Below are 22,225 nucleotides of genomic sequence, written 5' to 3'. Positions count from 1 at the left end.
TCTCCGGTCACTCATAGACCACATGCACTTTCGGGCTGGTCGGCAGCGCCTGACAGGTCACCACCCACCCGTCGGCCACCTCGTCGTCGTCGAGCGCGTCGTTGTTGACCATCCGGGCACTGCCTTCGACGATGCGTGCCATACACGTTCCGCACGAGCCGGTTTCGCACGAGTACGGTGCGCGCAGCCCGGCGGAGCGGGCGGTCTGCAGCAGCGTGTCCCCTTTGCGGTAGGACGCGGTCGTGGTGGTGCGATTCAGGTCGATGACAACCTGTTCGGTGTCCTGCGATGCGGCGGTGTCCTCGGCCGCGATCTCGGCGACGGTGAACCGCTCCAGGTGCAACCGGGGTGGGCTCACTCCGGCGCTCAGCAGCGCCGTCTCCACGGTCTCCATGAACGGCGCCGGGCCGCAGATGTAGTAGTCCCCGGTGGTGACATCCCCGGCGAAGGACTCGATGGCCGCACCGGTGACCACTCCCGCGTCCTCGTCGTAGTGATGTTCGATCACCAGTCGGTCCCCGTGGGCGGCGGCGAGTTCTGCGAGCACATCGGAGAAGATCACCGAGGCCCGTCCGCGGTTGGCGTAGAACAGCTTCACGGGCCGGTCCGATTCGGTCAGCACCGTGCGCACCAGGGACATGATCGGCGTGATCCCGCTGCCCCCGGCGAATGCGATCAACGGCGCCGTGGCCGAAATACCCTCGGCGAGAACGAACTTCCCGTCGGGTGGGGCGGCGTGCAGCTGATGCCCCACTGCCGCGGTGTCGTTGATCCAGTTGGAGACGACCCCGCCCGGATCTCGTTTGACCGTGATCCGCAGCTCCGCGTCGGCGGGCGCCGACGACATCGAATAGCAGCGGCGCAGGTCGCGTCCGTCGACGCTGACCCGCAGTGTCAGGAACTGGCCCGCCCGGTACCGGAAGCGGTGCGAGCAGTGTTCGGGCACATCCAGCACCAGGGACACGGCATCGGAGGTCTCGCGCACCACCCGTGCGATCCGTAGCGGGGCGAAATCCTCGGCGACGCGGTCCTCGGCCATCCCGGCCACTTTATCAAGTACTTGTCATTAACCTCAAGTACTTGATGTACCGACGGTGATCAGTTGTCGACGTGGTCGGCGTAGAGCCGATGCCCGGTGCCCTGCTCGACGACCCGGCCGAGCAGTTCGCGAAGCGTCTGCTGCTCGGCTTTGGTCAGCACACCGAACACCTTGTCGTGCGCGGCGATCGCGTCGTGCACGACGGCCGCGGCGACCTTGCGGCCCTGGTCGGTCAGGAACGCCTGCAGGATGCGCCCGTGCGCGGGATTCTGCTTGCGTTCCACCAGCCCCCGCTTCTCCAGGGCGGTCAGGGCCAGTTGCACGCCCTGCGGGCTGATCAGCAGGCGACGGGCGAGTTCGGCCCCCGACAGGCCCGGCTCGTTGGACAGCTGGCGCAGCACACCGATCTGCGCGGTGCTGACGCCGTGCTCGGCGACCGCCTCGTTCACGCTGGTCAGCGAGAAGTAGAACGCCTGCTTGAGCAGCCACAGGATGTTGTCGGTCAGTTCGATGCCGACCGCGTCGTGCCCGTCCATGCCTTGACGCTAGTCCTGGCCGCCGGTGTCGCGCTTGACCACCGCACCGTCCTTCATCACGAACCGCACGTCGAGCGTCGCGGCGATGTCCCGCGCCGGGTCGCCGCCGACGGCGACGATGTCGGCGAGGTAGCCGGGCGCCAGCCGGCCGAGTTCGTCGTCGGCCTCGATCAGTTCGGCACTGGTGACCGTGGCCGCCCGCAGCGCCTGCATCGGCGTCATCCCGCGCGCCACCAACGCGCACAGCTCTTTCGCGTTCTGCCCGTGCGGCACTGCGGGAGCGTCTGTGCCGCAGGCGATCCGGACCCCGGCGGCGATCGCCTTCGGCAACATCGCCTGGGCCTGAGGGAAGACCATCTCGGCCTTCTTGCGAAGCTCGGGCGCGATCCGGTCGATTGCCATCGCCTCGGTCAGGTAGGTGGTCGACACCAGGAAGGTGCCGTGGTCGACCATCATCTGGATGGTGTCGTCGCTGGCCAGGAATCCGTGCTCGATGCAGTCGATGCCGGCGCGGATGCAGGCGCGGATGGCCGTGTCACCCACCGCGTGCGCGGCCACCCGGACTCCGGCGCGGTGCGCCTCGTCGGCGATCGCGGCGAACTCGTCATCCGAATACTGTTGCGCGCCCGGCGCGGTGCTGTGCGACATCACGCCGCCCGAGGCAGACACCTTGATCAGCTTCGCGCCGTGCCGGATCTGGTAGCGCACGCACGCCCGGACGTCGTCGACGCCGTTGGCGATGCCCTCGGCCACCGACAGCGGCATGATCCCGGGCGCGAACCGCTGGAACACCGTCGGGTCCAGGTGCCCGCCGTACGGGGTGACCGCATGGCCGGCCGGATAGATGCGCGGTCCCACATGCCAGCCCTGGTCGATGGCCCGTTGCAGCGCGACGTCGAGGAGGTATCCCCCGGTCTTGACCATCAGGCCGAGGTTGCGCACCGTGGTGAAGCCCGCCTCGACGGTGGTGCGGGCGTTCACCGCCGCACGCAATGTGCGATAGACGGGGTCGTCCTGCACGCCGTGCATCGGACTAGGCAGCCCCTCCGGCCCGCCCGGCCCGCCGATCAGCAGGTTGAGCTCCATGTCCATCAGCCCGGGCAGCAACGTCGCGTCGCCGAGGTCGATGACCTCGTCGGGATCCTGCGGCGGCACAGCGGGATCGACAGATTCGATGCGGTTGCCCACGACGACCACGGTCGCCGGCGAGCGCACCTCGCCCGCGGCGACGTCGACCCAGCGCGCCGCACGGATGACGGTCGTCGTCACGGCACGGGTTCGCCGTCGCAGTCCAGCGCGGTGGCACCGGAATCGGGCACCTTCGGCTGCTTCCAGCACTCGACCGGGAACGACACCTGGATCATCGAGTACAGCAGGTGCATCAGGTTGAGCACATCCTCGGGCAGGTCGTCGAGCGCGAACTTGTCGCAGTAGGCGATCGCCTCCTCGGCCCTCGGGGTGATCGCGTCGTAGAAGGCCTGCATCTCGGGCATCGAACTGGCCAGCCGCTTGGCATAGCGGTCCGGCTCGGTCGCCAGGCACCAGTCGGCGAAGCGCTCCAGATCGGCGAACTCGGTGGGCAGCTTGGCTGTCGAGACGTCCACGCTCACACCCCCTGCCCGGCCGGCGCGGTCTTGCTCCGGTAATCGGCCACCCACGCCGCGGTCTCGGTGTGCAGGTGCCGGATCAGCACCTCCTGATCGCAGAGCACGAAGTCGTCGAGCACCTCGGACTCGATCATCGTCTGCGTGGCCTCCAGCGTGTTCGCATCCTGCAGGCCGTACTCCTTGAACGACACCGCCGCGAGTTCCTGCGCGATGCGCTCGCGTGGGGTGCGCGGCTGCGGGAAGTACAGCGTGCCCTCGAAGATGTGGGTGTTGTAGGACGTAGGCCAGTAGTGGTAGGTCAGGTACCAGCCCTGCCCCCAGAACAGCATCACGAAGTTCGGGAACAGCTGGAACGAATCCAGGCCCCACGGATCGCATTTGGCCGGATTGAGCCCGGCCGGCATCTCACCCAGATCCGGTTTGTCCCATGGGCCGAAAAGCCCGCTCTGGCAGATGTCCTCGATCGGCTTGCGCATCTCGTCGGCCATCTCCCAGGCGCGCACCCCGGACGTGCTCACCAGCCGGTGCGGCCCTTCGATGCGGTAGTGCGGCGCCTCGAATCCGGCTTCGGCCGCGGCCTTCGAGTACGCCGTCGGCGACTGGTTCGCGTGCAGCACAGGTGCGTGGTAGAACTCCTGGAACGCGTCCATGTAGAGCTTCCAGTTGGCCTTGACCTCGGAACGGTAGTGGAACCGCGATGTCATCTTGTCGAACGGATAGCCCTCGAGGTCGGTGATCATCGGGCCGAGGAACTCCCGCAGCGACTGTTCGGGTTCTTTGGCGAAGTTGACGAAGATGAATCCTTCCCACACCTCGCACGCCACGCCCACGAGTCGGTAGCGGCTCTTGTCGAGGTCGAAGAACTCGCCCTCCTGCTGCACGAAGGTCAGGTTGCCGTCGAGGTCGTAGCGCCAGGCGTGGTACTTGCACGTGAACTGGCGGCACACCCCACTGGTCTCCTCCAGCGGCATGTCATTCCAGACGAGTTTGTTGCCGCGGTGCCTGCAGATGTTGTGGTAGGCCTTGACCTCGCCGGAGGTCGTGCGCGCCACGATGATCGAGGTGTTGGCCACCTTCAGTTCTTTGGTGAAATAGCTGCCCTTACGCGGCAGCTGCTCGACCCGCCCGACGTTCAGCCACGCGCGTTTGAAGATGGCCTTGCGCTCGATCTCGTAGAACTGCGGGTCCACCGAGTCCCGGTAGGACACCGGGCCGGTCCCCAACTGCGGGTAATGCTCGGTCCAGCTGCCTTCTGCCGGCTTCGGAAATCGGGGCATGTCGTCTCCTGGGGGCTGCCAACGCTGCTGTGTCGCCTTGCACGCACCGTCCAGGCAGTCTCGCGGCAAACAATCAGGCGCAGCTGCCTTTTCGGATTCACGCCGAGACGACAAGGCCGACGGTATACGCTCGGCCCGGCAATCACAAGTAGTTGATATTGGGTGCGCCGGCTCCGCGCGAGCAGACACAAAATCGCACGCCTCGGGACGAGAACGTGCGATTTCGCGTCTGCTCGCCGGAGAGACGAGATTCAGAACGTCAGGTTGTGCTTCTCGAAATGCCGGGCCAGGGCCTGCATGTAGGCGTCGCCGTGGAACGGTCCGCGCGCACCGATCGCCGCTTCGAGAAACGGTCCGTACTCCTCGTCGTTGACGTAGGTGGACCAGTGCACGATGCGGCAGTCATCGTCGGTCTCGACGAAGCTGATCGAGTAGAAGCCCATCACCTCACCGGTGTTGACGTTCGTCCCCTCCCAGCGGTAGCGCTGTACGAATCCGTTCTCGGCCGGCCAGACCTTGAAGTCGACGGGCTTCCAGTCCGGAAAGGTGATGCCGTAGGCCTTGGCTTCGATCGTCGCCGCGGTGTCCCAATGGGTCGCGACGTCCTTGAGCACCAGTTCTTGCTCCGCGACGAAGTACGGGGAGGTGTAAACCGCATCGTCGGCGAACTCCCACTCGTCATAGCTCTCCCCGTCCTGCACCTTCTGCTGCACATACTTGTCGCGGTAGCTCTCGGCCATTCTCCGGTGCTTGGCGATGCGCTCAACGAGATCCATTACCGTGCAGTTCCTTTCGCCTGCGAGGCCCGCAGCGAGACGGCCACCGGGCGCCTTCGGAACTGAATATACATAGCCGTATCTGCAATACACAGGTGAATGGCCGAACCGGTCGGGGCGGGGTCCCCGGCCGCGAGCAGCCGCGAAATCGCACGGAAAGGGCCCGAACAGTGCGAGTTCGCGCCTGCTCGGCACCGGCCGGAACTCAGTCCGGCAGTTTGATCACCGACGTGTACATCTCGATCACCGGCCGGTACAGGTCCACTGCGTCGAGCCGGCTGCCCAGGATCACCGAGTCGCTGGTCGCCACCAGGGTCTGAGCGAACGTCAGCGGCGGGATCGTCAGCGTGGCGCCGAGCTTGCCCATGCTGTCGACGATGAAATCGGCGAGCTTCTCGACCACCTCGGAGCGCTTCTGGGCGACGCGGTCCCTGGCGTCCGGGTTCCGCAGCAGATACAGCGTGAACTCCAGCCCGAGCGCGGCGTGGTCGGCGCCGCGGTCCAGGCTGAGCTGGCGCCAGCGCTCCGCGATCGCGTCGAGTTCATGCGCACCCACTCGACTTGCCGAGGCCATCACCTCGGCGAAACTGTCGAAATAGCGCCGCCAATACCGGTCGCTGACGGCCAGGAACAGATCCTCCTTGGTGGCGAAATGCTTGTAGATCGCCCCCTTGGTGTAGCCGGCCGCATAGGCGATGTCGTCGAGAGTCGCGGCGGTGAAACCCTTTTCGCCGAACACCGACTCCGCGGCGTCGAGCAGCAGGCCACGGGTGTGTTCCAGCCGCCGCTCCCGCGTCCACCGCTCCGCCATTCCAGAAGTCTGCCACAAAAGATTCTCAGAAACCGTTGAGTCATTCAGATACCAGTCGGTATATTTTGCGGCGTTCGTGCCCGACGGCGACCGAGGAGGCGCAGTGAGCGAACTGTCGAACAGGAAGTCGGCGACGGAGCCGCTGAGTTCCGTCGGACGCCTCGATGCCCCGTCGCCCCCGTCTTCGCGACGGGTCAAGATCTGGGCCACCGCGGGCGGGATCATCCTGGTCTTCCAGATCTACGTGTGGATCCGGTGGATCACCGGCCCGTACTTCACGCGCGTCGACCCGGGGCCGACGGACCCGCCGACCTTCATGAAGGTCGCGCTGATGATGTGGCAGATCGGCTCGCCGGCGCTGTTCCCGGTCGCGATCTGGTGGTTCATCATCCGGCCCTGGCGGCGCGAGCGCCGGATCACCCTCGACGGCATGATCATGGTCTCGACCGGGCTGTTCTTCTTCCAGGACCCGCTGCTCAACTACATCAACACGTGGTGCACGTACAACGCCTGGGCGTTCAACATGGGTTCGTGGGCACCGCACGTCCCGGGCTGGATGTCGCCCGAGAAGCCCGGCGCCCAGGTGGCAGAACCGTTGGGCATCAACGTCTCCGGCTACGCCTACGGCGTGCTGCTGTGCACGATCCTGGGCTGCTGGATCATGCGCAAGGCCCAGCAGCGGTTCCCGAACCTCGGCACCAAGGGTCTCATCGGTGTCGCGTTCGCGTGGGGGTTCGTCTTCGACTTCGTGATGGAGGGCCTGATCCTGATGCCGCTGGGGATGTACACCTTCCCCGGCGCCATCCAGGCGCTGTCGATCAACGCGGGCACCTACTACCAGTGGCCGATCTACGAGGGCCTGATGTGGGGCGGTGTGCAGGCCGCGCTGTGCTGCCTGAGGTTCTTCACCGACGACCGCGGCCGCACCGTCGTCGAGAAGGGACTCGACAACGTCCGCGGCGGGTTCGCCAAACAGCAGTTCGTCCGGTTCCTGGCGATCTTCGCCGCGATCAGCGCGTCGTTCTTCACCTTCTACATCGTTCCGGCGCAGTTCATGTCGACGCATGCCGATCCGTGGCCCGAGGACGTCCAGAAGCGGTCCTACTTCACCTCCGGTCTCTGCGGTGACGGCACCGACCGGCCGTGCCCCCATCCCGATCTGCCGATCCCGACCAGACACTCGGGGTACGTCGATGTCCACGGCAACTTCGTGCTGCCCGAGGGCGTCGAGATGCCCGCGGTCATCCCGCACGAGCGGAGCGAGTGAATGACCACCCACGAGCGGAGCGAGTGAATGACCACCCACGAGCGGAGCGAGTGAATGACCAACGGCGTCACCATGATCGAGAGCTCGGCGCCGGTCCCGTTCTACCGCCAGGTGGGCGACGAGGCAGAGGTGTTCCGCGCGGCGGCGCGGCGGGGGTCGCCGGTGCTGCTGAAGGGTCCGACCGGTTGCGGTAAGACCAGATTCGTCGAGGCGATGGCCCACGAACTGGGCCGAGAGCTGATCACCGTCGCCGGCCACGAGGATATGACGTCGGCCGACCTGGTCGGCAGGTTCCTGCTCAAGGGCGGCGAGACGGTGTGGGTGGACGGGCCGTTGACGCGGGCCGTGCGCACCGGCGGCATCTGCTACCTCGACGAGATCGTCGAGGCGCGCCAGGACACCACCGTGGTGATCCACCCGCTCGCCGATCACCGCCGCGAACTGCCGATCGACCGGCTCGGCGCCACCCTGAAGGCCGCGCCCGGTTTTCAGCTGGTCATCTCGTACAACCCCGGCTATCAAAGTGTGCTCAAGAGCATCAAGGAATCCACCCGTCAGCGATTCATCGCCATCGAGCTCGGCTTCCCGCCGCCGGCGGTGGAGACCGAGATCGTCGCCCACGAAGCCGGGGTGGACGTCGACACCGCCCGCACCCTCGTCACGATCGGAGACGCGATCCGCAACATCGACGGGTCACCGCTGCGGGAGGCGTCGTCCACCCGGATGCTCATCCTGGCCGGCGGGCTCGTCGCCGAGGGGTTGAGCCTGCGCCGAGCGGTGCAGTCCGCCATCGTCGAGGCCCTCACCGACGACCACGACATCATCCGCGCCCTCGGCGAACTGGTCGACGCGCTCCTTCCCCGGCCGTGACCACCTCAGAACCCGCTGAGCCACACCATCTCCGGCTGCTTGCCGGTCATCTCGCCGGCTACGCGGTCGACATCGCCGAGGCCCCCGCAGGAGAGCCCGCCTACACCGACGGCCGCGTCGTCTATGTCTCACACGGCGCCGCACACGACGAGCGGCGCCGCGAGGTCCTGGTGCAGAGCGCGCTGCTGGGCGCGGGCAGTCTCGATCCCTCGACGATCCGTCCGCTGCGGGCCCGGGCCTCGTGGTCGCGGCGCTATCTGGCGATCGAGGGTCGCCGGGTGCTCGCCGACGTGGCGACCCGGCTTCCGCTCGCCGCCGCGGTATCCACCTGGGGCGCACCGGAAACCACGTCGGCTGCCGAGTCCCTCGAGCTGGCTCGCAGCCGCACCCGGGTGGCGGAGGCCCCGTCGTGGTTCGGGGTACTCAAACCCGCTCGCGTGGGGTCGCCACCGGCGCAGGCGGGCACGCAGGTATCGGGCGCCGAGCTGAGATTCGAGATCGCCTCCACCGGCGACGAAGACGACCCAGACGACGGGGACGGCCCGCCGGAGGAGAGCAAGATCCTCAAGCTCTTCGACAACCCGCTGTTCAACTCGCAGGCCGTGGGCGACTTCCTCCGCAAGCTGCTCGGGAGCTCCCCGGGAGCGTCGGCGAACAGCCCGGGCGGCGCCGAACTTCGCGTCGGGGCCGCCCGGCGCGGCCAAGTGGCCGGCCCGGGCGCACGCCCGCTGCCCACCCGGATCCAGTTCACCGACGACGCCAACCCCGGTGCCGCCGTCGGCGTCGGCGGGGCGCTGTACCCGGAGTGGGACGTGTTCTCGAAGCGGTACCGCCCCGAGTGGTGCCGGGTGATCGACTATCCGTTCACCGCCGCGGCCGATGTGTCGGCCGCGGCGGTCGCGCCCGACAACGTGCTCCGGCACCGGCTCTCCCGGGTGGGTCTCGGCCCGAAGGTGTTGCGGCGCCGAGCCGACGGCGACGATCTCGACATCGAGGCGCTGGTCGACCTGACCGTCGACCTGAGGTCGGGATTCTCGCCGCCGGAGCAGGTGTACACCGAACACCGCAAGGTCGCCCGAAACCTGGGTGTCCTGATTCTGCTCGACGCGTCCGGGTCGGCCACCGACGCCGACCCGCAGGGTCTGGCGGTGCACGAACATCAGCGGCGCGCCGCGGCGACCATCGCGGCCACGCTGGAGGATCTCGGGGACCGGGTCGCGGTGTACGCGTTCCGATCCAAGGGCCGCGCCGTGCATCTGCCGGCGATCAAGACGTTCGAGCAACGTTTCGGCGCGATCAGCCGGGCCCGGCTGACCCAACTCCGGCCGGCGAACTACACCCGCCTCGGTGCGGCGGTGCGTGGTGCCGGCGAGATTGTGAAGGCCCAGGCGGGCACCCCGAACCGGTTGCTGCTCGTGCTGTCGGACGGACATCCCTACGACGACGGTTACGAAGGCCGCTACGCCGAGGCCGATGCACGGAAAGCGCTGGAGGAACTGCGCGCCGACGGGGTGGCGTGCCTGTGCCTGTCGATCGGCGCCGCCACCGACGCGGACGCACTCGAGCGCGTCTTCGGTTCGGCCAGCTATGCCGCCGGTGCCGCCCTCGGCGACCTGAGCATGCGGATGGACGAACTGTTCCTGGGCGCGTTGCGTGAATTGGCCGTTCCGAGAACGCCACCGGCATATGCTCGCGTCAATCACAAGTAGTTGATATCGCGCGGCCGGGGCCCGGCGAAGGAGCACCATGCGTATCGGCCTGATGGTCGGCTCGGACAAGGAACGATCGCGCGCCGAGCGGCTCTCCGGAGTCGTCGCCGACGGAAGAGCGGCCGAGACGGCGGGATTCTCCTCGTTCTGGTTACCGCAGGTACCCGGCTACCTGGACGCGATGACGGCGATGACGCTGCTCGGAGCGTCCACCTCCACCATCGAGATCGGCACGGCGGTGGTCCCGGTCCAGACACGCCATCCGCTGATCCTCGCGCAGCAGGCGCTGACCACCAACACCGCGTGCAGCGGCCGTTTCACGCTCGGCCTCGGGCTGTCTCACGAGTGGATCATCAACGGCCAGTTGGGTCTCGACTACCAGCGCCCGCTGCATCTGCTGCGTGACTACCTCGACGTGCTCGACGCGGCCTTCGCCGGACCCGGCCAGGTCGACGTCGACAACGACGGCTTCCGGGTGCACAGCCCGGTGGATGTCGCCGACGACGCACCCGCGGTCCTGCTCGCGGCGCTGGGGCCGGCCATGCTGCGCCTCGCCGGCGAACGCGCCGAGGGCACCGTGCTGTGGATGGCCGACGAACGCGCCATCGCCGGGCACGTCGCACCGCGGCTGGCGAGCGCCGCGCGCGCCGCCGGTCGTCCGCGGCCGCGCATCGTGGCGGGTGTGCCGGTGGCGCTGTGCCATCCGCGCGACGTCGACGCGGCGCGCGGTTACGCCAGTGAGGTTCTCGGCCATGCCCACTTCTCCCCGAACTACGTCGCGTTGCTCGAACACGGTGACGCCGAGGACGTCGGAGACACGATGGCTGCCGGTGACGAGTCCGCCGTGCTCACCCGGCTGCGGTCCTACCGCGACGCCGGTGTCACCGACCTGGCCGCGCGCATCATCCCGCTGGGCGAGGACGCCGAACAGCGCCGCCGGTCCCGGCAGCGCACCGCGGACTTCCTCGCCTCCGTCGCCTCCGAGTTCTGACGCGGGGTTCTGACGCGGGGTCCGTTCAGCGGCGCGGCCGCCACATCGATGCGACGGTGGCAGCCCCCACCGAGACGCCGACCGCACAGGCGAACACCCCGAGAATCAGGTGCCGGGTGAAGGCGCCCGAGAAGTACGCGGCCAGCTGCAACCCGCCCGCGACGAGCGCCAGGACGGCGAATGCCAGCGCGGCGATTCTCAGCGCACCCATCCCCCCATTGTGCCGAACGATCCGGGTTAAGTAGTTAGACATCGGTCAACTATTCTCTTCTGCGAATCTCTCTGTTAGCGTGCCGATATGCCCAGCACAGCCGACGCGACCACCCCAGACCGGGGTCAGCGGCGGGCATCCTTCCAGCGCGCCCGGTCCCGCGAGACCAAACGCCTGCTGGTCCAGGCCGCGATGGCGCTGTGGCGGACCAAGGGCTACGCGACCACCACCGTCGCCGAGATCTGCACCGCCGCCGGCGTCTCGAAAGCGCTGTTCTACTTCTACTTCCCCCGCAAAGAGGATGTGCTGTTCGAAGTCGGCGTGCTGTCCACCCAAGCGGCGCAACGACGCATCCATGCGCTGTTGAAGAAGCCCTACGAGATCGACACCGTCGTCGCCGCGGCGTTGACCGCCTTCGAGCAATCGATGGCACGCAACCCCCGCGAACTCGTCATCGAGACCATCCTCGAGGGATACCGTCACGAACACCGGATCCTCGCCGACGGCGGCCCACCCGACACCGAGGCCGACATGTTCACCGAGTTGTTCACCCGCGCCAAGGCCGACGGCAAACTGCCCGCGCACGTCGACATCGCGCACGCGGCGTACCTCGCCCAGACGATGGTCAGCGAGGGCGCCCGGCACTGGGCCGCGGGCGCGTTCGGCGAGCGGTCGTTCGCCGAGGTCGTCACCTCCGACATCAGCACGCTCGTCAACGGATACCTCCACACATCCTGATCGCCGGCAAGGAGGCCGCTATGTGGGATTTCGAAACCGACCCCGAGTACCAGAAGGTGCTCGACTGGGCCGACGAGTTCGTCCGTGAGGAGATCGAGCCCCTCGATCTGGCATTTCCTCATCAACAGTTCGTCCCTCTGGAGGGCAAGCGACGCCAGGCCATCGATCCACTCAAGGAGGAGGTGCGCCGCCGCGGGCTGTGGGCGACCCACCTCGGCGCCGACCTCGGCGGGCAGGGGTACGGCCAGCTGAAGTTGGCCCTGCTCAACGAGATTCTCGGCCGCTCCCAGTGGGCGCCCATCATCTTCGGCTGCCAGGCACCCGATACCGGAAACGCCGAGATCATCGCGCACTACGGCACCGAGGAGCAGAAACAGAGGTACCTGCGCCCACTGCTCGATGGTGAGCTCTTCTCCTGCTACTCGATGACCGAACCGCACGCCGGCGCGGATCCCACGATGTTCACCACCCGCGCGGTGCGCGACGGGGACGACTGGGTGATCAACGGCTGGAAGTTCTTCTCCTCCAATGCCTCGACCGCGTCGTTCCTGATCGTGATGGTGGTGACCAACCCGGACGTCAGTGCCTACCAGGGCATGTCGATGTTCCTGGTACCGACGGACACCCCCGGGGTGAGGATCGAACGCAATATCGGGCTGTACGGCGAGCACTCCGATCAGGGCTCGCACGCACTGATCCACTACGACAACGTGCGGGTGCCCGCCGAGGCGCTGCTCGGCGGCGAGGGGCAGGCGTTCGTCATCGCGCAGACCCGGTTGGGCGGCGGCCGGATCCACCACGCGATGCGCACGATCGGCCTGTCCCGCAAGGCTCTCGACATGATGTGCGAGCGCGCGCTGAGCCGCGAGACGCAGGGCAGCAGGCTGTCGGACAAGCAGTTCGTGCAGGGCTACATCGCCGACTCCTACGCCCAACTGTTGCAGTTCCGGCTGATGGTGCTCTACACCGCGTGGGAGATCGACAAGTACAACGACTACAAGAGGGTCCGCAAGGACATCGCCGCGGTCAAGGTCGTGATGCCGACCGTGCTGCACGACATCGCGTGGCGGGCGATGCAGGTGCACGGCGCGCTCGGGGTGACCAACGAGGTGCCGTTCCTCGGGATGGTCACCGGCGCGGCGGTGATGGGCCTGGCCGACGGGCCCACCGAAGTACACAAAGCGACCGTCGCCAAGCAGGTGCTGCGCGACTACCGGCCGGCCGAAGGCACCTGGCCGTCGGAGTGGATCCCGGCCAAACGCGAAGCGGCACTGACCAAATACGCCGACTTCCTCGAACACGAGGTCGGGAACCTGTGAGCGGGATCGACACCACCCGGCTCGCCGACTGGATGGACGGCGCGTGCCTTCCGGGCAAAGGCGAACCGCTGACCACCCGCTTCCTGTCCGGCGGCACCCAGAACATCATCTTCGAGGTGGTGCGCGGAGAACACCGTTGTGTGCTGCGGATGCCGCCGCCCGGCGCGCCGCCGGACCGCGACAAGGGCATCCTGCGGGAGTGGCGCATCATCGAGGCGCTCGACGGCACCGATGTACCGCACACCGCGGCGGTCGGGGTGTGCGACGACCCGTCGGTGCTGGGTCGCCCGTTCTATCTGATGGGCTTCGTCGACGGCTGGTCCCCGATGGACACCCACGGCGTCTGGCCGGAACCGTTCGACAGCGACGCGTCCACCCGCCCGGAGCTGAGTTATCAACTGGCCGAGGGCATCGCGCTGCTGTCGAAGGTGGACTGGCGCGCCAGGGGGCTGCACGACCTCGGCCGTCCGGACGGCTTCCACGAGCGCCAGGTGGACCGCTGGATCGGCTTTCTGGAGCGCATCAAGAAGCGTGACCTGCCCGGCCTCGAGACCGCCACGGCGTGGTTGCGGTCCCACAAACCACTCGACTTCGTCCCGGGGTTGATGCACGGCGACTACCAGTTCGCCAACGTGATGTATCACCACGGGGCGCCCGCACGGATGGCGGCGATCGTGGACTGGGAGATGGGCACGGTCGGCGATCCGAAGCTGGACCTGGGCTGGATGGTGCAGTCCTGGCCGGAGGACACCGCCAACCCTGCGCCGTCGGAGATGGGGTACGTCGACATGCGCGGGATGCCGTCGCGCGACGATGTGGTGGCGCACTATGCGCAGGTGTCCGGGCGGCAGGTCGACGACCTCGACTACTACCTGGTGCTGGCGAAGTGGAAGCTGGCCATCGTGCTGGAGCAGGGTTTTCAGCGCGCGGGCGACGACGAGAAGCTGTTGGCCTACGGTCCGGTGATCACCAGCCTGATGGCCTCGGCGGCCGATCTGGCCGAGTCCACGGATTACCGGGGCTGAGTCGCCGGTGCGTGCCGCGGTGTGCCCGCAGTACGGCCCGCCCGAGGTCGTGCGGGTCGAGGAACTGCCGGATCCGGTGGCCGGGTCCGGGCAGGTCGTCGTGGCGGTGGCCGCGGCGGCGGTCAACTACCCGGATGTACTTCTGGTGGCGGGCTCCTATCAGGTCAGCGTGCCGGTGCCGTTCGTGCCGGGCAGCGAGTTCGCCGGCGTGGTCACCGACATCGGTTCCGGCGTGACCGATTTCGCGGTCGGTGACCGGGTCACCGGAACGGGGATGGTCGGCGCGTTCGCGCAGCGCGTCGCCGTCGACGCGCCGATCCTGGCCCGCCTGCCGGACGGGATCGACGTACGCACGGCGGCCGCATTCGGCGTTGCCCACCGCACGGCCTACCATTCGCTGCGTTCGGCGGCGCGGCTTTCAGAAGGCGACGAACTCGTGGTCCTCGGTGCAGGTGGAGGTGTCGGGCTCGCCGCGGTGCAACTCGGCGCCGCGCTGGGCGCGCGCGTCACCGCGGTGGCATCCTCAGCCGAGAAGCTCGACGCGGCAGCCGAACACGGCGCGCAGAATCTCGTCGATCACCGAGTCGGTGACCTGCGCGCGGCGCTGCGGGGTTGTGTTCCGGACGGCGCCGACATCGTGCTCGATCCCGTCGGGGGCGATCTCAGTGAGCCGGCATTGCGCTCGTTGCGCCGCGGCGGACGGTTCGTCACCATCGGCTTCGCATCCGGAAGCATTCCGCGGATCCCACTGAACCTGGTGCTCATCAAGGGGATTCACGTTCTGGGTTTCCAGTTCCAGGACATCCCGGCCGACGAGTTCACCCGCAACGACGCCGAACTGCGGGATCTGCTGGTGACCGGCCGCGCCGCCCCGCACATCGGCGCGGTCTACCCGCTCGACGACACCGCCGCCGCGCTGCGTCACGTCGGTGACGGCCGCGCGGTCGGCAAGGTCGTCATCGACCTGAGCTGACTGTCAGCTGGCGGGCACCAGATCGGCGGCGACCGAGACCATGGTCCCGCTACAGAACGACTCGGTACGTTCGATCGTGTCCGCCGAGGCGTCCACGGCCGCCTTGAGCGCCTGCGCCTTGAACGCGCGGGCCGCGGCGCTGAGCCGGTGCTCGACCGACTCGACGCTGCTGTTCAGCTCCGACGGCACCGAGCCACCCCACAACGTGACCTCGGTGGCACCCTGCTCCAGCGCGCCGAGCACGCCGCGCCGGACCCGGTCGTCGCGGCCGAACAGATCGGCCGCCACGGCGACGGTCTGCGGATGCGGCCGCTGCTCCCAGGACTCCAGCACCGACTCCAGCTCCAGGGTCTGCGCACCGAGGATCTCCAGCGGGCGCACATCCTCGTGCCGGTCGACCAGGACGCAGACATCCCACCCGGCCATCACGCGGTCATAGATCCACCCGCCCGCGTACTGGACTGCATCGAGCACGGTGGGCGAGACCACGTCGAGCCGGTACCTCATGTCCGGCTGCTCCGCGGAGCCAGATCGCGGGCCAGCGACTCCGCGTACCCCTGGTAAACCTCGGTCAGCGGGATTGAAGGATCGAGCAACCATTGGATCTCCATTCCGTTGATGAAGGCGAGAATCTCCGTGGCCTTGGTGGCCGCGTCGAAGTCCGTGCGGTACTGCCCCTGTTCCTGGCCGCGCGCGATCAGGTCCCTGATGATCTCGGCCGCCGCGCGGTAGCGCTTGTGCAGCCGGTCGTGCAACGGCGCGTCGGGTGACAGGTTCTCGGCGAGCAGCACCATGAAGGTGCCGACCAGTTCGGGGGCGCGCTCGAACCTCTTGGGCACCCTGCTCAATTCGGTGATCAGATCCCCGGACCGGTCGGCGTGCTCGTCGTCGTCGAGGTCGCGTGCATCGAGCACGGCGTTGAGCAGTTGCTCCTTGGACTCGAAGTGGTGCAACAGCCCGGCCGGGGTTACGCCGGCCTCCCTGGCGATCTGCGCGAGCGAGGTGTTGCGCCACCCGTTGCGCGCCAGCAGCCGTTCGGCCACCGCGAGAATCCGCTGTCTGCGGTCCTCACCTTTGGCGAACAGCGCCGCATACGGCCTTCTGGGGGTCTCCAGATCAGGCCCGGCGGAATCGGGGGCTGACACTCGTCTCCTCGGGGCTTAACCAACCTAGTGAACACACAGTAGGTAGGTTTGGCGCGTGTGACAAGGGTCTCACAGAAATCGGGTTTAGACAGCCGTCACAGTTCCTGTCAGAAGCAGGTCAGCGCATTTGTCAGGCCAAATAGCCCGTTACAGGCCAAGCGACTTGGCGATCATCACCTTCATCACCTCGCTGGTGCCTGCGTAGATCCGGGCCACCCGCGCATCCGTGTACAGCCGGGCGATCGGATACTCCATCATGTAGCCGTAGCCGCCGAACAGCTGCAGACAACGGTCCACCACGCGCTGCTGCATCTCGGTGCAGAAGAGTTTGGTCCTGGCCGCGTCGGCGCCCGAGAGCTCGCCTTCGACGTGCAGAGAGATGGCCCGGTCCAACATCGCCTGGGCCGCCTCCACCTCCGTCGAGCACGCCGCCAGCTCGAATTTCGTGTTTTGAAACGACGCCACCGGGGTGCCGAACGCCTTGCGGCTCTGCGTGTATTCGATCGCGGCACCGATCGCCGAACGCGCCTGCGCCACCGAACCGACCGCGACCGTCAGGCGCTCCTGGGCGAGGTTGTGGCCGAGATAGCCGAACGCCTCGTCCACCTCGCCGAGCACGTTGGCGGCAGGCACCCGGACGTCGACGAACGACAGTTCCGCGGTGTCCTGCACCTTGCAGCCCATTTTCTCCAGCTCGCGGCCGCGGGTGAACCCCTCCATGCCGTCCTCGACGACCAGCAGGGTCAGACCCTTGCGCCGGTTGTCCGGATCGGTCGACGTGCGCGCCACCACGATCACCAGATCGGCCTGCATACCGCCGGTGATGAACGTCTTGGCGCCGTTGACGATGTAGTCGTCCCCGTCCCGGACCGCGGTGGTGCGCATGCCCGCCAGGTCCGAACCGGTGCCGGGCTCGGTCATCGCGATGGCCGTGAGTAGCCGGCCCGCCGCCAGCCCGGGGAACCAACGCTGCCGCTGCTCGTCGTTCGCGTAGTGCAGGAAATACGGCAGGATCACCTCCAGCTGGGTGCGCACCGTCGACAGGGTCACCAGCGCGCGGGCGGCCTCCTCCTGCAGCACCACGTTGTAGCGGTAGTCCGGTTGGCCTCCGCCGCCGCACTCCTCCGGGATCGCGATACCGAGGATCCCGAGATCACCCATCCGTTCGAAGACGTCACGGGGCATCCGGCCGCCCTTCTCCCACTCCGGATAGTGCGGCACGACCTCCTTGTCGACGAAGTCGCGGGCGAGCTCGCGGAACGCCTCGTGGTCCTCGGTGAACAGATCTCTACGCACGCAGCGCCCTCCAGCTACTTGACGAGTTCGACGAGTGTCGCGTTGGCGGTGCCGCCGCCCTCGCACATGGTCTGCAGTCCGTAGCGAATCCCGTTGTCGCGCATGTGATGAATCATCCGCGTCATCAACACGGCGCCTGACGCCCCCAACGGATGGCCGAGCGCGATCGCCCCGCCGAGCGGGTTCAGTTTGGCCTCGTCGGCGCCGGTGTCGGCGAGCCAGGCCAGCGGCACCGGCGCGAACGCCTCGTTGACCTCGTAGACGCCGACCTCGTCGAGCCTCACCCCGGCTTTGTGCAACACCTTCTCGGTGGCCGGGATCGGGCCGGTGAGCATGAGTTTCGGATCCGCGCCGGTGACCGCCCCGGCGCGGTAGCGCACCAGCGGGGTCAGCCCGAGGTTCACCGCGTTCTCGGCGGTGGTCACCAACAGCGCGGCGGCACCGTCGGAGATCTGCGACGAGTTGCCCGCGTGGATCACACCGTCCTCGGTGAACGCCGGCTTCAGTCCCGCCAGCTTCTCCACTGTCGTACCCCGCCGGATGCCCTCGTCGTCGATGACCGCGCCTCCACCTTCGGTGAACACCGGCACGATCTGGTCCTTGAACGCCCCGGCGTCCTGCGCGGCGGCGGCCCGCTCATGGGACTGCGCGGAGTACTCGTCCAGCCGGGTCCGGGAGAAGCCCCACTTCTGCGAGATCATCTCCGCGGAGATACCTTGATTGAACGAGAAATCGTCATATCGGGCAAGCACTTTCGGCCCATACGGCATTCCGGTGGCGCGCGCTGAGCCCAGTGGCACCCGGCTCATCACCTCCACTCCCCCGGCGACGACCATGTCCTGCTGCCCCGACATCACCGCGTGCACCGCGAAGTCGAGCGCCTGCTGGCTGGAACCACACGCCCGGTTCACCGTGGTGCCGGGGATGTGTTCGGGCCAGCCGGCGGCGAGCACGGCGTAGCGCCCGATGTTGCTGGACTGGTCACCGACCTGGCTGACGCAGCCCCACACCACGTCGTCGATGATGTCGGGGTCGACTCCGGTGCGCTCGACGAGTTCGCTGAGCACCACCGCCGACAGGTCGGCCGCGTGCTGCTCGGACAGCCCGCCGTTGCGCTTGCCGACCGGTGTGCGCACCGCGCCGACGATCACCGTCTCCCGCATTACCTCTGCTCCTCGCCTCGGTCGTACAGGGCCCATGCCCCGTTGAACTCAGGATCGCGTTTGGCGGCGAACGCGGCGTAGGCCTCGCCGGAATCCGCCGTCGCGAAGTTGCCGGGCTGCGCGCGCGCCTCGCTGGCCAGCGCTTCCCGCAACGTCGAACTGGCGCCGTCGTTGAGCAGCGCCTTGCTCTGCGCCAGCGCGAACGGTGGCCCTGCAGCCAGCCGGTCGGCCAGCCCGTCGACGAACGCGTCGATCTCGTCGGCGGCTTTCACCCAGGTCACCAGGCCGAGTGCGTGCGCCTCGTCGGCGCCGATCATGTCCGCGAGCAACACCAGGCGCTTCGCCTGCTGCAGGCCCACGATCTTGGGCAGCAGCCAGGACCCGCCGAGGTCGACGGACAGTCCCCGCTTCGAGAAGATCTGGCAGAACCGCGATTCCGGCGTCGCGACCACCAGATCGCAGCCCAGCGCCAGGTTCCATCCGGCGCCGACCGCGATGCCGGTGACCTTCGCGATCGTCGGCACCGCGAGTTCATGCAGCGCCAGTGCGACGTCGGTGAGACGGTCGAGTTTGTAGCGCGGGTGGATCTGCTCGCCGGTACCGATGTCGGCGCCCGAGCAGAACGCGCCGCCGGCGCCGGTCAATACCAGCGCGCGAACATCCCTGTCGCGCTTGAGATCACGCAACGCGTCGGCAAGCTCGACCCACAGCTGCGCGTCTATGGCATTGCGCCGCTCCGGCCGGTTCAGCGTCAGCGTGCGCACCCCGTCGCGGTCGGAGGACAGCAGCACCTCAGCCATGGTAGGCCGGTCCGATCGCGCCGTCGGCGCGCAGCCGCGCCAGTTCCTCGGCGGTGATCCCGAGTTCGGTGAGCACGGTGTCGGTGTGCTCACCGAGCCCCGGGATCGCTCCCATGGGTTGCTCGAAGTCGCTGATCACCGGCGGGGGCCGCAGTGCTTCGATGTCGCCCTTCGGGGTGGCCACGGTGCGCCACCGGTCACGGGCCGCCAGGTGCGGGTGCACGACGACCTCACTGGGCTTGTTGTAGCGCGAGTTGCCGATGCCTGCGGTGTCGGCGATCTGCTGGATCTCGACGAGATCGTGCTGGGCACACCAGGTCCCGATGGCCTCTTCGAGGATGCCGCGGTGCTTGCAGCGATCGGGGTTGGTCGCGAAGCGCGGATCGTCGGCGAGGTCGGGGCGGTCGATGATCTCACGCGCGACCCGCTGCCATTCCCGGTCGTTGGTGGTGCCGAGCACGACGGTCTGACCGTCGCGGGTCGGGAACGCCCCATAGGGCGCGACGGCCGGCGAGCCCACGCCGAGCGGTTCCTGGTCGATCCCGGAATGCTGCGTGTAGGTCAGCGCATATCCCATCACGTCGGTCATCACGTCGAACAGGCTCAGTTCGACGTGCGGAGCGGGGCCGGGAACGGGCCGGCGGACCCGGCCGTACAACAGCGCCAGGATCGAGATCGCCGCGTACAGCCCGGTGCTGAAGTCGGCCATCGCCGGTCCGGGTTTGGCGGGCATCCCCGGGTAGCCGGTGACCGCGCAGGAACCGGACTCCGCCTGCACCAGAAGGTCGTAGGCCCGCTTGTGGGAGATCGGCCCACCGGGGCCGTAGCCGTCGATCTCGACCGGGATCACCTGGGGGTGCCGCACGGCGAGGTCGGCAGAAGAGATCCCGAGCCGCGCGGTCGCGCCGGGGGCCAGGTTGGACACGAACGCATCCGCCCGGTCCAACAGACGATGCAGGATCTCCAGTCCAGCAGGAGATTTCGTGTTCAGGGTGACCGATTCCTTACCCCGGTTGCACCACACGAAGTGGGCCGCGAGGCCGCCGGGGCCGTTGACGACGTCGTCGTAGGCGCGGGCGAAATCACCGCCGTTCGGGTTCTCCACCTTGATGATGCGGGCACCGAAGTCGGCGAGCACCCTGGTGCACATCGGGGCGGCCACCGCCTGCTCCATCGCGACGACGGTGACGCCGGCCAGCGGCCCGGCGCCGGGTGTTGGTCCTGTCACGTGACCAGATAACCATGCCGCCGCGTCATCAGTAGCTCCTGGGCAGACCGAGAACGTGCTCGCCGAGGAAGTTCAGGATCATCTCCTGGCTGACCGGCGCGATCTTCATCAGGCGGGACTCCCGGAAATACCGCGACACGTGGTACTCCTCGGAGTAGCCCATTCCGCCGTGCAACTGCAGCGCGCGGTCCGCGGCACCGAACCCGGCGTCGGCACAGAGGTACTTCGCGGTGTTCGCCTCACGCCCGCAGGGTTTGCCGTTGTCGTAAAGCCAGGTCGCCTTGCGCAGCACCAGTTCGGCGGCGTCGAGGCGGGCCAGCGAATCGGCCAGCGGGAACTGCAGGCCCTGGTTCATGCCGATGGGGCGGTTGAACACGTGCCGCTCGTTGCCGTACTTGACGGCCTTCTCCAGCGCGACGCGACCGATGCCGAGGGCCTCGGCGGCGATCAGCATCCGCTCGGGATTGAGCCCGTCGAGGATGTACTTGAACCCCTTGCCCTCGTCCCCGACGCGGTGCTCGACGGGCACCATCAGGTCGTCGATGAACAGCTCGTTGGAGCTGACCGCGTTGCGCCCCATCTTCCGGATCGGCCGGATGTCGACGTGGTCGCGGTCCAGGTCGGTCAGGAACAGCGTCATGCCGTCGGTCTTCTTGCCGCCGCGCGCCTCGATGGACTCGAGCGACTCGGTGCGGGTCAGCAGCAGGACCTTCTCGGATTCCAGCGCCTTGGAGATCCACACCTTGCGCCCGTTCACGCGGTAGTGGTCGCCTTCGCGCTTGGCGAAGGTCGTGATACGCGAAGTATCCAGGCCCGCGCCGGGTTCGGTGACACCGAAGCAGACATGCAGATCGCCGTTGACGATGCGGGGCAGGGTCGCGGCCTTGAGTTCGTCGGAGCCGTGCTTGACCACCGGTTGCATGCCGAAGATGGACAGATGGATCGCGCTGGCGCCGTTCATCGCCGCGCCCGAGCGGGACACCTCCTCGAGCAGCAGCGTCGCCTCGGTGATCCCGAGGCCGTGGCCGCCGTACTCCTCGGGGATGGTCATGCCCAGCCAGCCGCCCTTGGAGATCGCGTCATAGAACTCCTGCGGGAACTCGTGGTTCTGGTCCTTCTCCATCCAGTAGTGGTCGTCGAATCTGCTGCACAACTCGGCGACCGACTTACGGATCAGCTCCTGGTCCTCGGTCAGCTCGAAACTCATGCCCGGCATAGCCGTCACTCCTTGATCAAAAGTCCGCCGAAACTGCGTTCCGGCAGAGCCCCACTCGGGATTCGACTGCCGGAACGCAATTTCGGCGGAGGGTGTGCACTCAGTCCTGGTTGCCGCTCATCTCCTTGGCGCGCGCGGCGAAGTCGGCGAACGTCGCGCCCGTCTTCTCCTTGTTGGACAGGGCTTTGATGGAGACGTCGTGGCCTTCGGCGGCTTTGCGTAGCGCGC

At 67.7% G+C, this 22,225-nt stretch carries 23 protein-coding genes; 8 read left to right on the top strand and 15 right to left on the bottom strand.

Going from position 1 to position 22,225, the window contains the following annotated elements; all coding sequences use genetic code 11:
- Nucleotides 1-7 precede the first annotated feature (7 nt).
- The 7 genes from BST38_RS13860 to BST38_RS13830 all read right to left on the bottom strand — a co-directional run bounded on the left by BST38_RS13860 (nucleotide 8) and on the right by BST38_RS13830 (nucleotide 6,046).
- Nucleotides 8-1,039: a ferredoxin--NADP reductase gene (locus BST38_RS13860; protein WP_083143911.1), complete on the bottom strand. Its 1,032-nt coding sequence runs from the start codon at nucleotides 1,037-1,039 to the stop codon at nucleotides 8-10.
- 59 nt (nucleotides 1,040-1,098) lie between these two features.
- Nucleotides 1,099-1,551 (bottom strand): MarR family winged helix-turn-helix transcriptional regulator, encoded by a 453-nt coding sequence (locus tag BST38_RS13855; RefSeq protein WP_083144027.1) that lies wholly within the window; start codon nucleotides 1,549-1,551, stop codon nucleotides 1,099-1,101.
- A gap of 33 nt (nucleotides 1,552-1,584) precedes the next feature.
- Nucleotides 1,585-2,844 (bottom strand): metal-dependent hydrolase family protein, encoded by a 1,260-nt coding sequence (locus BST38_RS13850; protein ID WP_083143910.1) that lies wholly within the window; start codon nucleotides 2,842-2,844, stop codon nucleotides 1,585-1,587.
- Complete coding sequence (locus BST38_RS13845) at nucleotides 2,841-3,185, bottom strand: hypothetical protein (protein WP_083143909.1); 345 nt, start codon at nucleotides 3,183-3,185, stop codon at nucleotides 2,841-2,843. The genes BST38_RS13850 and BST38_RS13845 overlap by 4 nt, the downstream gene beginning before the upstream one ends.
- Nucleotides 3,182-4,459, bottom strand: coding sequence for an aromatic ring-hydroxylating oxygenase subunit alpha (locus BST38_RS13840; RefSeq protein WP_083143908.1), 1,278 nt, complete (start codon nucleotides 4,457-4,459; stop codon nucleotides 3,182-3,184). The genes BST38_RS13845 and BST38_RS13840 overlap by 4 nt, the downstream gene beginning before the upstream one ends.
- 251 nt (nucleotides 4,460-4,710) lie before the next feature.
- Nucleotides 4,711-5,235, bottom strand: coding sequence for a nuclear transport factor 2-like protein (locus BST38_RS13835; protein ID WP_083143907.1), 525 nt, complete (start codon nucleotides 5,233-5,235; stop codon nucleotides 4,711-4,713).
- 205 nt (nucleotides 5,236-5,440) lie between these two features.
- Nucleotides 5,441-6,046, bottom strand: coding sequence for a TetR/AcrR family transcriptional regulator (locus BST38_RS13830; protein ID WP_083143906.1), 606 nt, complete (start codon nucleotides 6,044-6,046; stop codon nucleotides 5,441-5,443).
- A 103-nt stretch (nucleotides 6,047-6,149) separates the two neighbouring features.
- On the opposite strand from BST38_RS13830, the gene BST38_RS13825 reads away from it, so the two are divergent.
- From BST38_RS13825 to BST38_RS13810, 4 genes are read left to right on the top strand one after another with little or no spacing between them, the layout of a single operon-like run.
- Nucleotides 6,150-7,313: a spirocyclase AveC family protein gene (locus BST38_RS13825; RefSeq protein ID WP_083143905.1), complete on the top strand. Its 1,164-nt coding sequence runs from the start codon at nucleotides 6,150-6,152 to the stop codon at nucleotides 7,311-7,313.
- A gap of 54 nt (nucleotides 7,314-7,367) precedes the next feature.
- A complete protein-coding gene (locus tag BST38_RS13820; RefSeq protein WP_083143904.1) occupies nucleotides 7,368-8,183 on the top strand; it encodes a CbbQ/NirQ/NorQ/GpvN family protein in 816 nt (271 codons plus the stop codon).
- On the top strand, nucleotides 8,180-9,892 hold the full coding sequence (locus tag BST38_RS13815) for a nitric oxide reductase activation protein NorD (protein WP_083143903.1): 1,713 nt from the start codon (nucleotides 8,180-8,182) through the stop codon (nucleotides 9,890-9,892). Before BST38_RS13820 ends, BST38_RS13815 begins: the two co-directional genes overlap by 4 nt.
- Before the next feature lie 37 nt (nucleotides 9,893-9,929).
- Complete coding sequence (locus BST38_RS13810) at nucleotides 9,930-10,883, top strand: TIGR03564 family F420-dependent LLM class oxidoreductase (protein WP_083143902.1); 954 nt, start codon at nucleotides 9,930-9,932, stop codon at nucleotides 10,881-10,883.
- Nucleotides 10,884-10,908: 25 nt separating this feature from the next.
- On the opposite strand, the gene BST38_RS13805 is transcribed toward BST38_RS13810, so the two are convergent.
- Nucleotides 10,909-11,094: a hypothetical protein gene (locus tag BST38_RS13805; protein WP_083143901.1), complete on the bottom strand. Its 186-nt coding sequence runs from the start codon at nucleotides 11,092-11,094 to the stop codon at nucleotides 10,909-10,911.
- Nucleotides 11,095-11,181: 87 nt separating this feature from the next.
- On the opposite strand from BST38_RS13805, the gene BST38_RS13800 reads away from it, so the two are divergent.
- The 4 genes from BST38_RS13800 to BST38_RS13785 are packed head-to-tail and all read left to right on the top strand — an operon-like array spanning nucleotide 11,182 to nucleotide 15,149.
- On the top strand, nucleotides 11,182-11,832 hold the full coding sequence (locus BST38_RS13800; protein ID WP_083143900.1) for a TetR/AcrR family transcriptional regulator: 651 nt from the start codon (nucleotides 11,182-11,184) through the stop codon (nucleotides 11,830-11,832).
- A 20-nt stretch (nucleotides 11,833-11,852) separates the two neighbouring features.
- Nucleotides 11,853-13,151 carry an acyl-CoA dehydrogenase family protein gene (locus BST38_RS13795; RefSeq protein ID WP_083143899.1) on the top strand — a complete coding sequence of 433 codons (1,299 nt, stop codon included), beginning with the start codon at nucleotides 11,853-11,855 and terminating at the stop codon, nucleotides 13,149-13,151.
- A 32-nt stretch (nucleotides 13,152-13,183) separates the two neighbouring features.
- A complete protein-coding gene (locus tag BST38_RS13790; RefSeq protein ID WP_083144026.1) occupies nucleotides 13,184-14,176 on the top strand; it encodes a phosphotransferase family protein in 993 nt (330 codons plus the stop codon).
- A 7-nt stretch (nucleotides 14,177-14,183) separates the two neighbouring features.
- Nucleotides 14,184-15,149 carry an NADPH:quinone oxidoreductase family protein gene (locus BST38_RS13785; RefSeq protein WP_083143898.1) on the top strand — a complete coding sequence of 322 codons (966 nt, stop codon included), beginning with the start codon at nucleotides 14,184-14,186 and terminating at the stop codon, nucleotides 15,147-15,149.
- Nucleotides 15,150-15,152: 3 nt separating this feature from the next.
- Here the strand turns inward: BST38_RS13785 and BST38_RS13780 are convergent, their stop codons facing one another.
- The 7 genes from BST38_RS13780 to BST38_RS13750 all read right to left on the bottom strand — a co-directional run bounded on the left by BST38_RS13780 (nucleotide 15,153) and on the right by BST38_RS13750 (nucleotide 21,988).
- Nucleotides 15,153-15,656, bottom strand: coding sequence for a hypothetical protein (locus BST38_RS13780; protein WP_083143897.1), 504 nt, complete (start codon nucleotides 15,654-15,656; stop codon nucleotides 15,153-15,155).
- Nucleotides 15,653-16,294 carry a TetR/AcrR family transcriptional regulator gene (locus tag BST38_RS13775; protein ID WP_083143896.1) on the bottom strand — a complete coding sequence of 214 codons (642 nt, stop codon included), beginning with the start codon at nucleotides 16,292-16,294 and terminating at the stop codon, nucleotides 15,653-15,655. The genes BST38_RS13780 and BST38_RS13775 overlap by 4 nt, the downstream gene beginning before the upstream one ends.
- A 147-nt stretch (nucleotides 16,295-16,441) precedes the next feature.
- Nucleotides 16,442-17,590 carry an acyl-CoA dehydrogenase family protein gene (locus tag BST38_RS13770; RefSeq protein ID WP_083143895.1) on the bottom strand — a complete coding sequence of 383 codons (1,149 nt, stop codon included), beginning with the start codon at nucleotides 17,588-17,590 and terminating at the stop codon, nucleotides 16,442-16,444.
- Nucleotides 17,591-17,604: 14 nt separating this feature from the next.
- On the bottom strand, nucleotides 17,605-18,753 hold the full coding sequence (locus tag BST38_RS13765; RefSeq protein WP_083143894.1) for a thiolase family protein: 1,149 nt from the start codon (nucleotides 18,751-18,753) through the stop codon (nucleotides 17,605-17,607).
- The gene (locus BST38_RS13760; RefSeq protein ID WP_083143893.1) at nucleotides 18,753-19,553 is read right to left on the bottom strand and encodes an enoyl-CoA hydratase/isomerase family protein; all 801 of its coding nucleotides are present in this window, start codon (nucleotides 19,551-19,553) and stop codon (nucleotides 18,753-18,755) included. The genes BST38_RS13765 and BST38_RS13760 overlap by 1 nt, the downstream gene beginning before the upstream one ends.
- The gene (locus BST38_RS13755) at nucleotides 19,546-20,781 is read right to left on the bottom strand and encodes a CaiB/BaiF CoA transferase family protein (protein ID WP_083143892.1); all 1,236 of its coding nucleotides are present in this window, start codon (nucleotides 20,779-20,781) and stop codon (nucleotides 19,546-19,548) included. The genes BST38_RS13760 and BST38_RS13755 overlap by 8 nt, the downstream gene beginning before the upstream one ends.
- 28 nt (nucleotides 20,782-20,809) lie before the next feature.
- Nucleotides 20,810-21,988 carry an acyl-CoA dehydrogenase family protein gene (locus tag BST38_RS13750; RefSeq protein ID WP_083143891.1) on the bottom strand — a complete coding sequence of 393 codons (1,179 nt, stop codon included), beginning with the start codon at nucleotides 21,986-21,988 and terminating at the stop codon, nucleotides 20,810-20,812.
- Nucleotides 21,989-22,225 lie beyond the last annotated feature (237 nt).

The sequence above is a fragment of the Mycolicibacterium parafortuitum genome (assembly GCF_002086815.1).
Taxonomy (GTDB): Bacteria; Actinomycetota; Actinomycetes; order Mycobacteriales; family Mycobacteriaceae; genus Mycobacterium; species Mycobacterium parafortuitum.
This window is presented reverse-complemented; position numbering and strand designations above follow the sequence as displayed.

Bases quoted from the DNA above. Each gene is read 5' to 3' on its own strand.
- BST38_RS13860 (WP_083143911.1), bottom strand. From the start codon at position 1,039: ATGGCCGAGGACCGCGTCGCCGAGGATTTCGCCCCGCTACGGATCGCA.
- BST38_RS13840 (WP_083143908.1), bottom strand. From the start codon at position 4,459: ATGCCCCGATTTCCGAAGCCGGCAGAAGGCAGCTGGACCGAGCATTAC.
- BST38_RS13835 (WP_083143907.1), bottom strand. From the start codon at position 5,235: ATGGATCTCGTTGAGCGCATCGCCAAGCACCGGAGAATGGCCGAGAGC.
- BST38_RS13830 (WP_083143906.1), bottom strand. From the start codon at position 6,046: ATGGCGGAGCGGTGGACGCGGGAGCGGCGGCTGGAACACACCCGTGGC.
- BST38_RS13820 (WP_083143904.1), top strand. From the start codon at position 7,368: ATGACCAACGGCGTCACCATGATCGAGAGCTCGGCGCCGGTCCCGTTC.
- BST38_RS13810 (WP_083143902.1), top strand. From the start codon at position 9,930: ATGCGTATCGGCCTGATGGTCGGCTCGGACAAGGAACGATCGCGCGCC.
- BST38_RS13805 (WP_083143901.1), bottom strand. From the start codon at position 11,094: ATGGGTGCGCTGAGAATCGCCGCGCTGGCATTCGCCGTCCTGGCGCTC.
- BST38_RS13800 (WP_083143900.1), top strand. From the start codon at position 11,182: ATGCCCAGCACAGCCGACGCGACCACCCCAGACCGGGGTCAGCGGCGG.
- BST38_RS13795 (WP_083143899.1), top strand. From the start codon at position 11,853: ATGTGGGATTTCGAAACCGACCCCGAGTACCAGAAGGTGCTCGACTGG.
- BST38_RS13790 (WP_083144026.1), top strand. From the start codon at position 13,184: ATGGACGGCGCGTGCCTTCCGGGCAAAGGCGAACCGCTGACCACCCGC.
- BST38_RS13780 (WP_083143897.1), bottom strand. From the start codon at position 15,656: ATGAGGTACCGGCTCGACGTGGTCTCGCCCACCGTGCTCGATGCAGTC.
- BST38_RS13765 (WP_083143894.1), bottom strand. From the start codon at position 18,753: ATGCGGGAGACGGTGATCGTCGGCGCGGTGCGCACACCGGTCGGCAAG.
- BST38_RS13760 (WP_083143893.1), bottom strand. From the start codon at position 19,553: ATGGCTGAGGTGCTGCTGTCCTCCGACCGCGACGGGGTGCGCACGCTG.
- BST38_RS13750 (WP_083143891.1), bottom strand. From the start codon at position 21,988: ATGAGTTTCGAGCTGACCGAGGACCAGGAGCTGATCCGTAAGTCGGTC.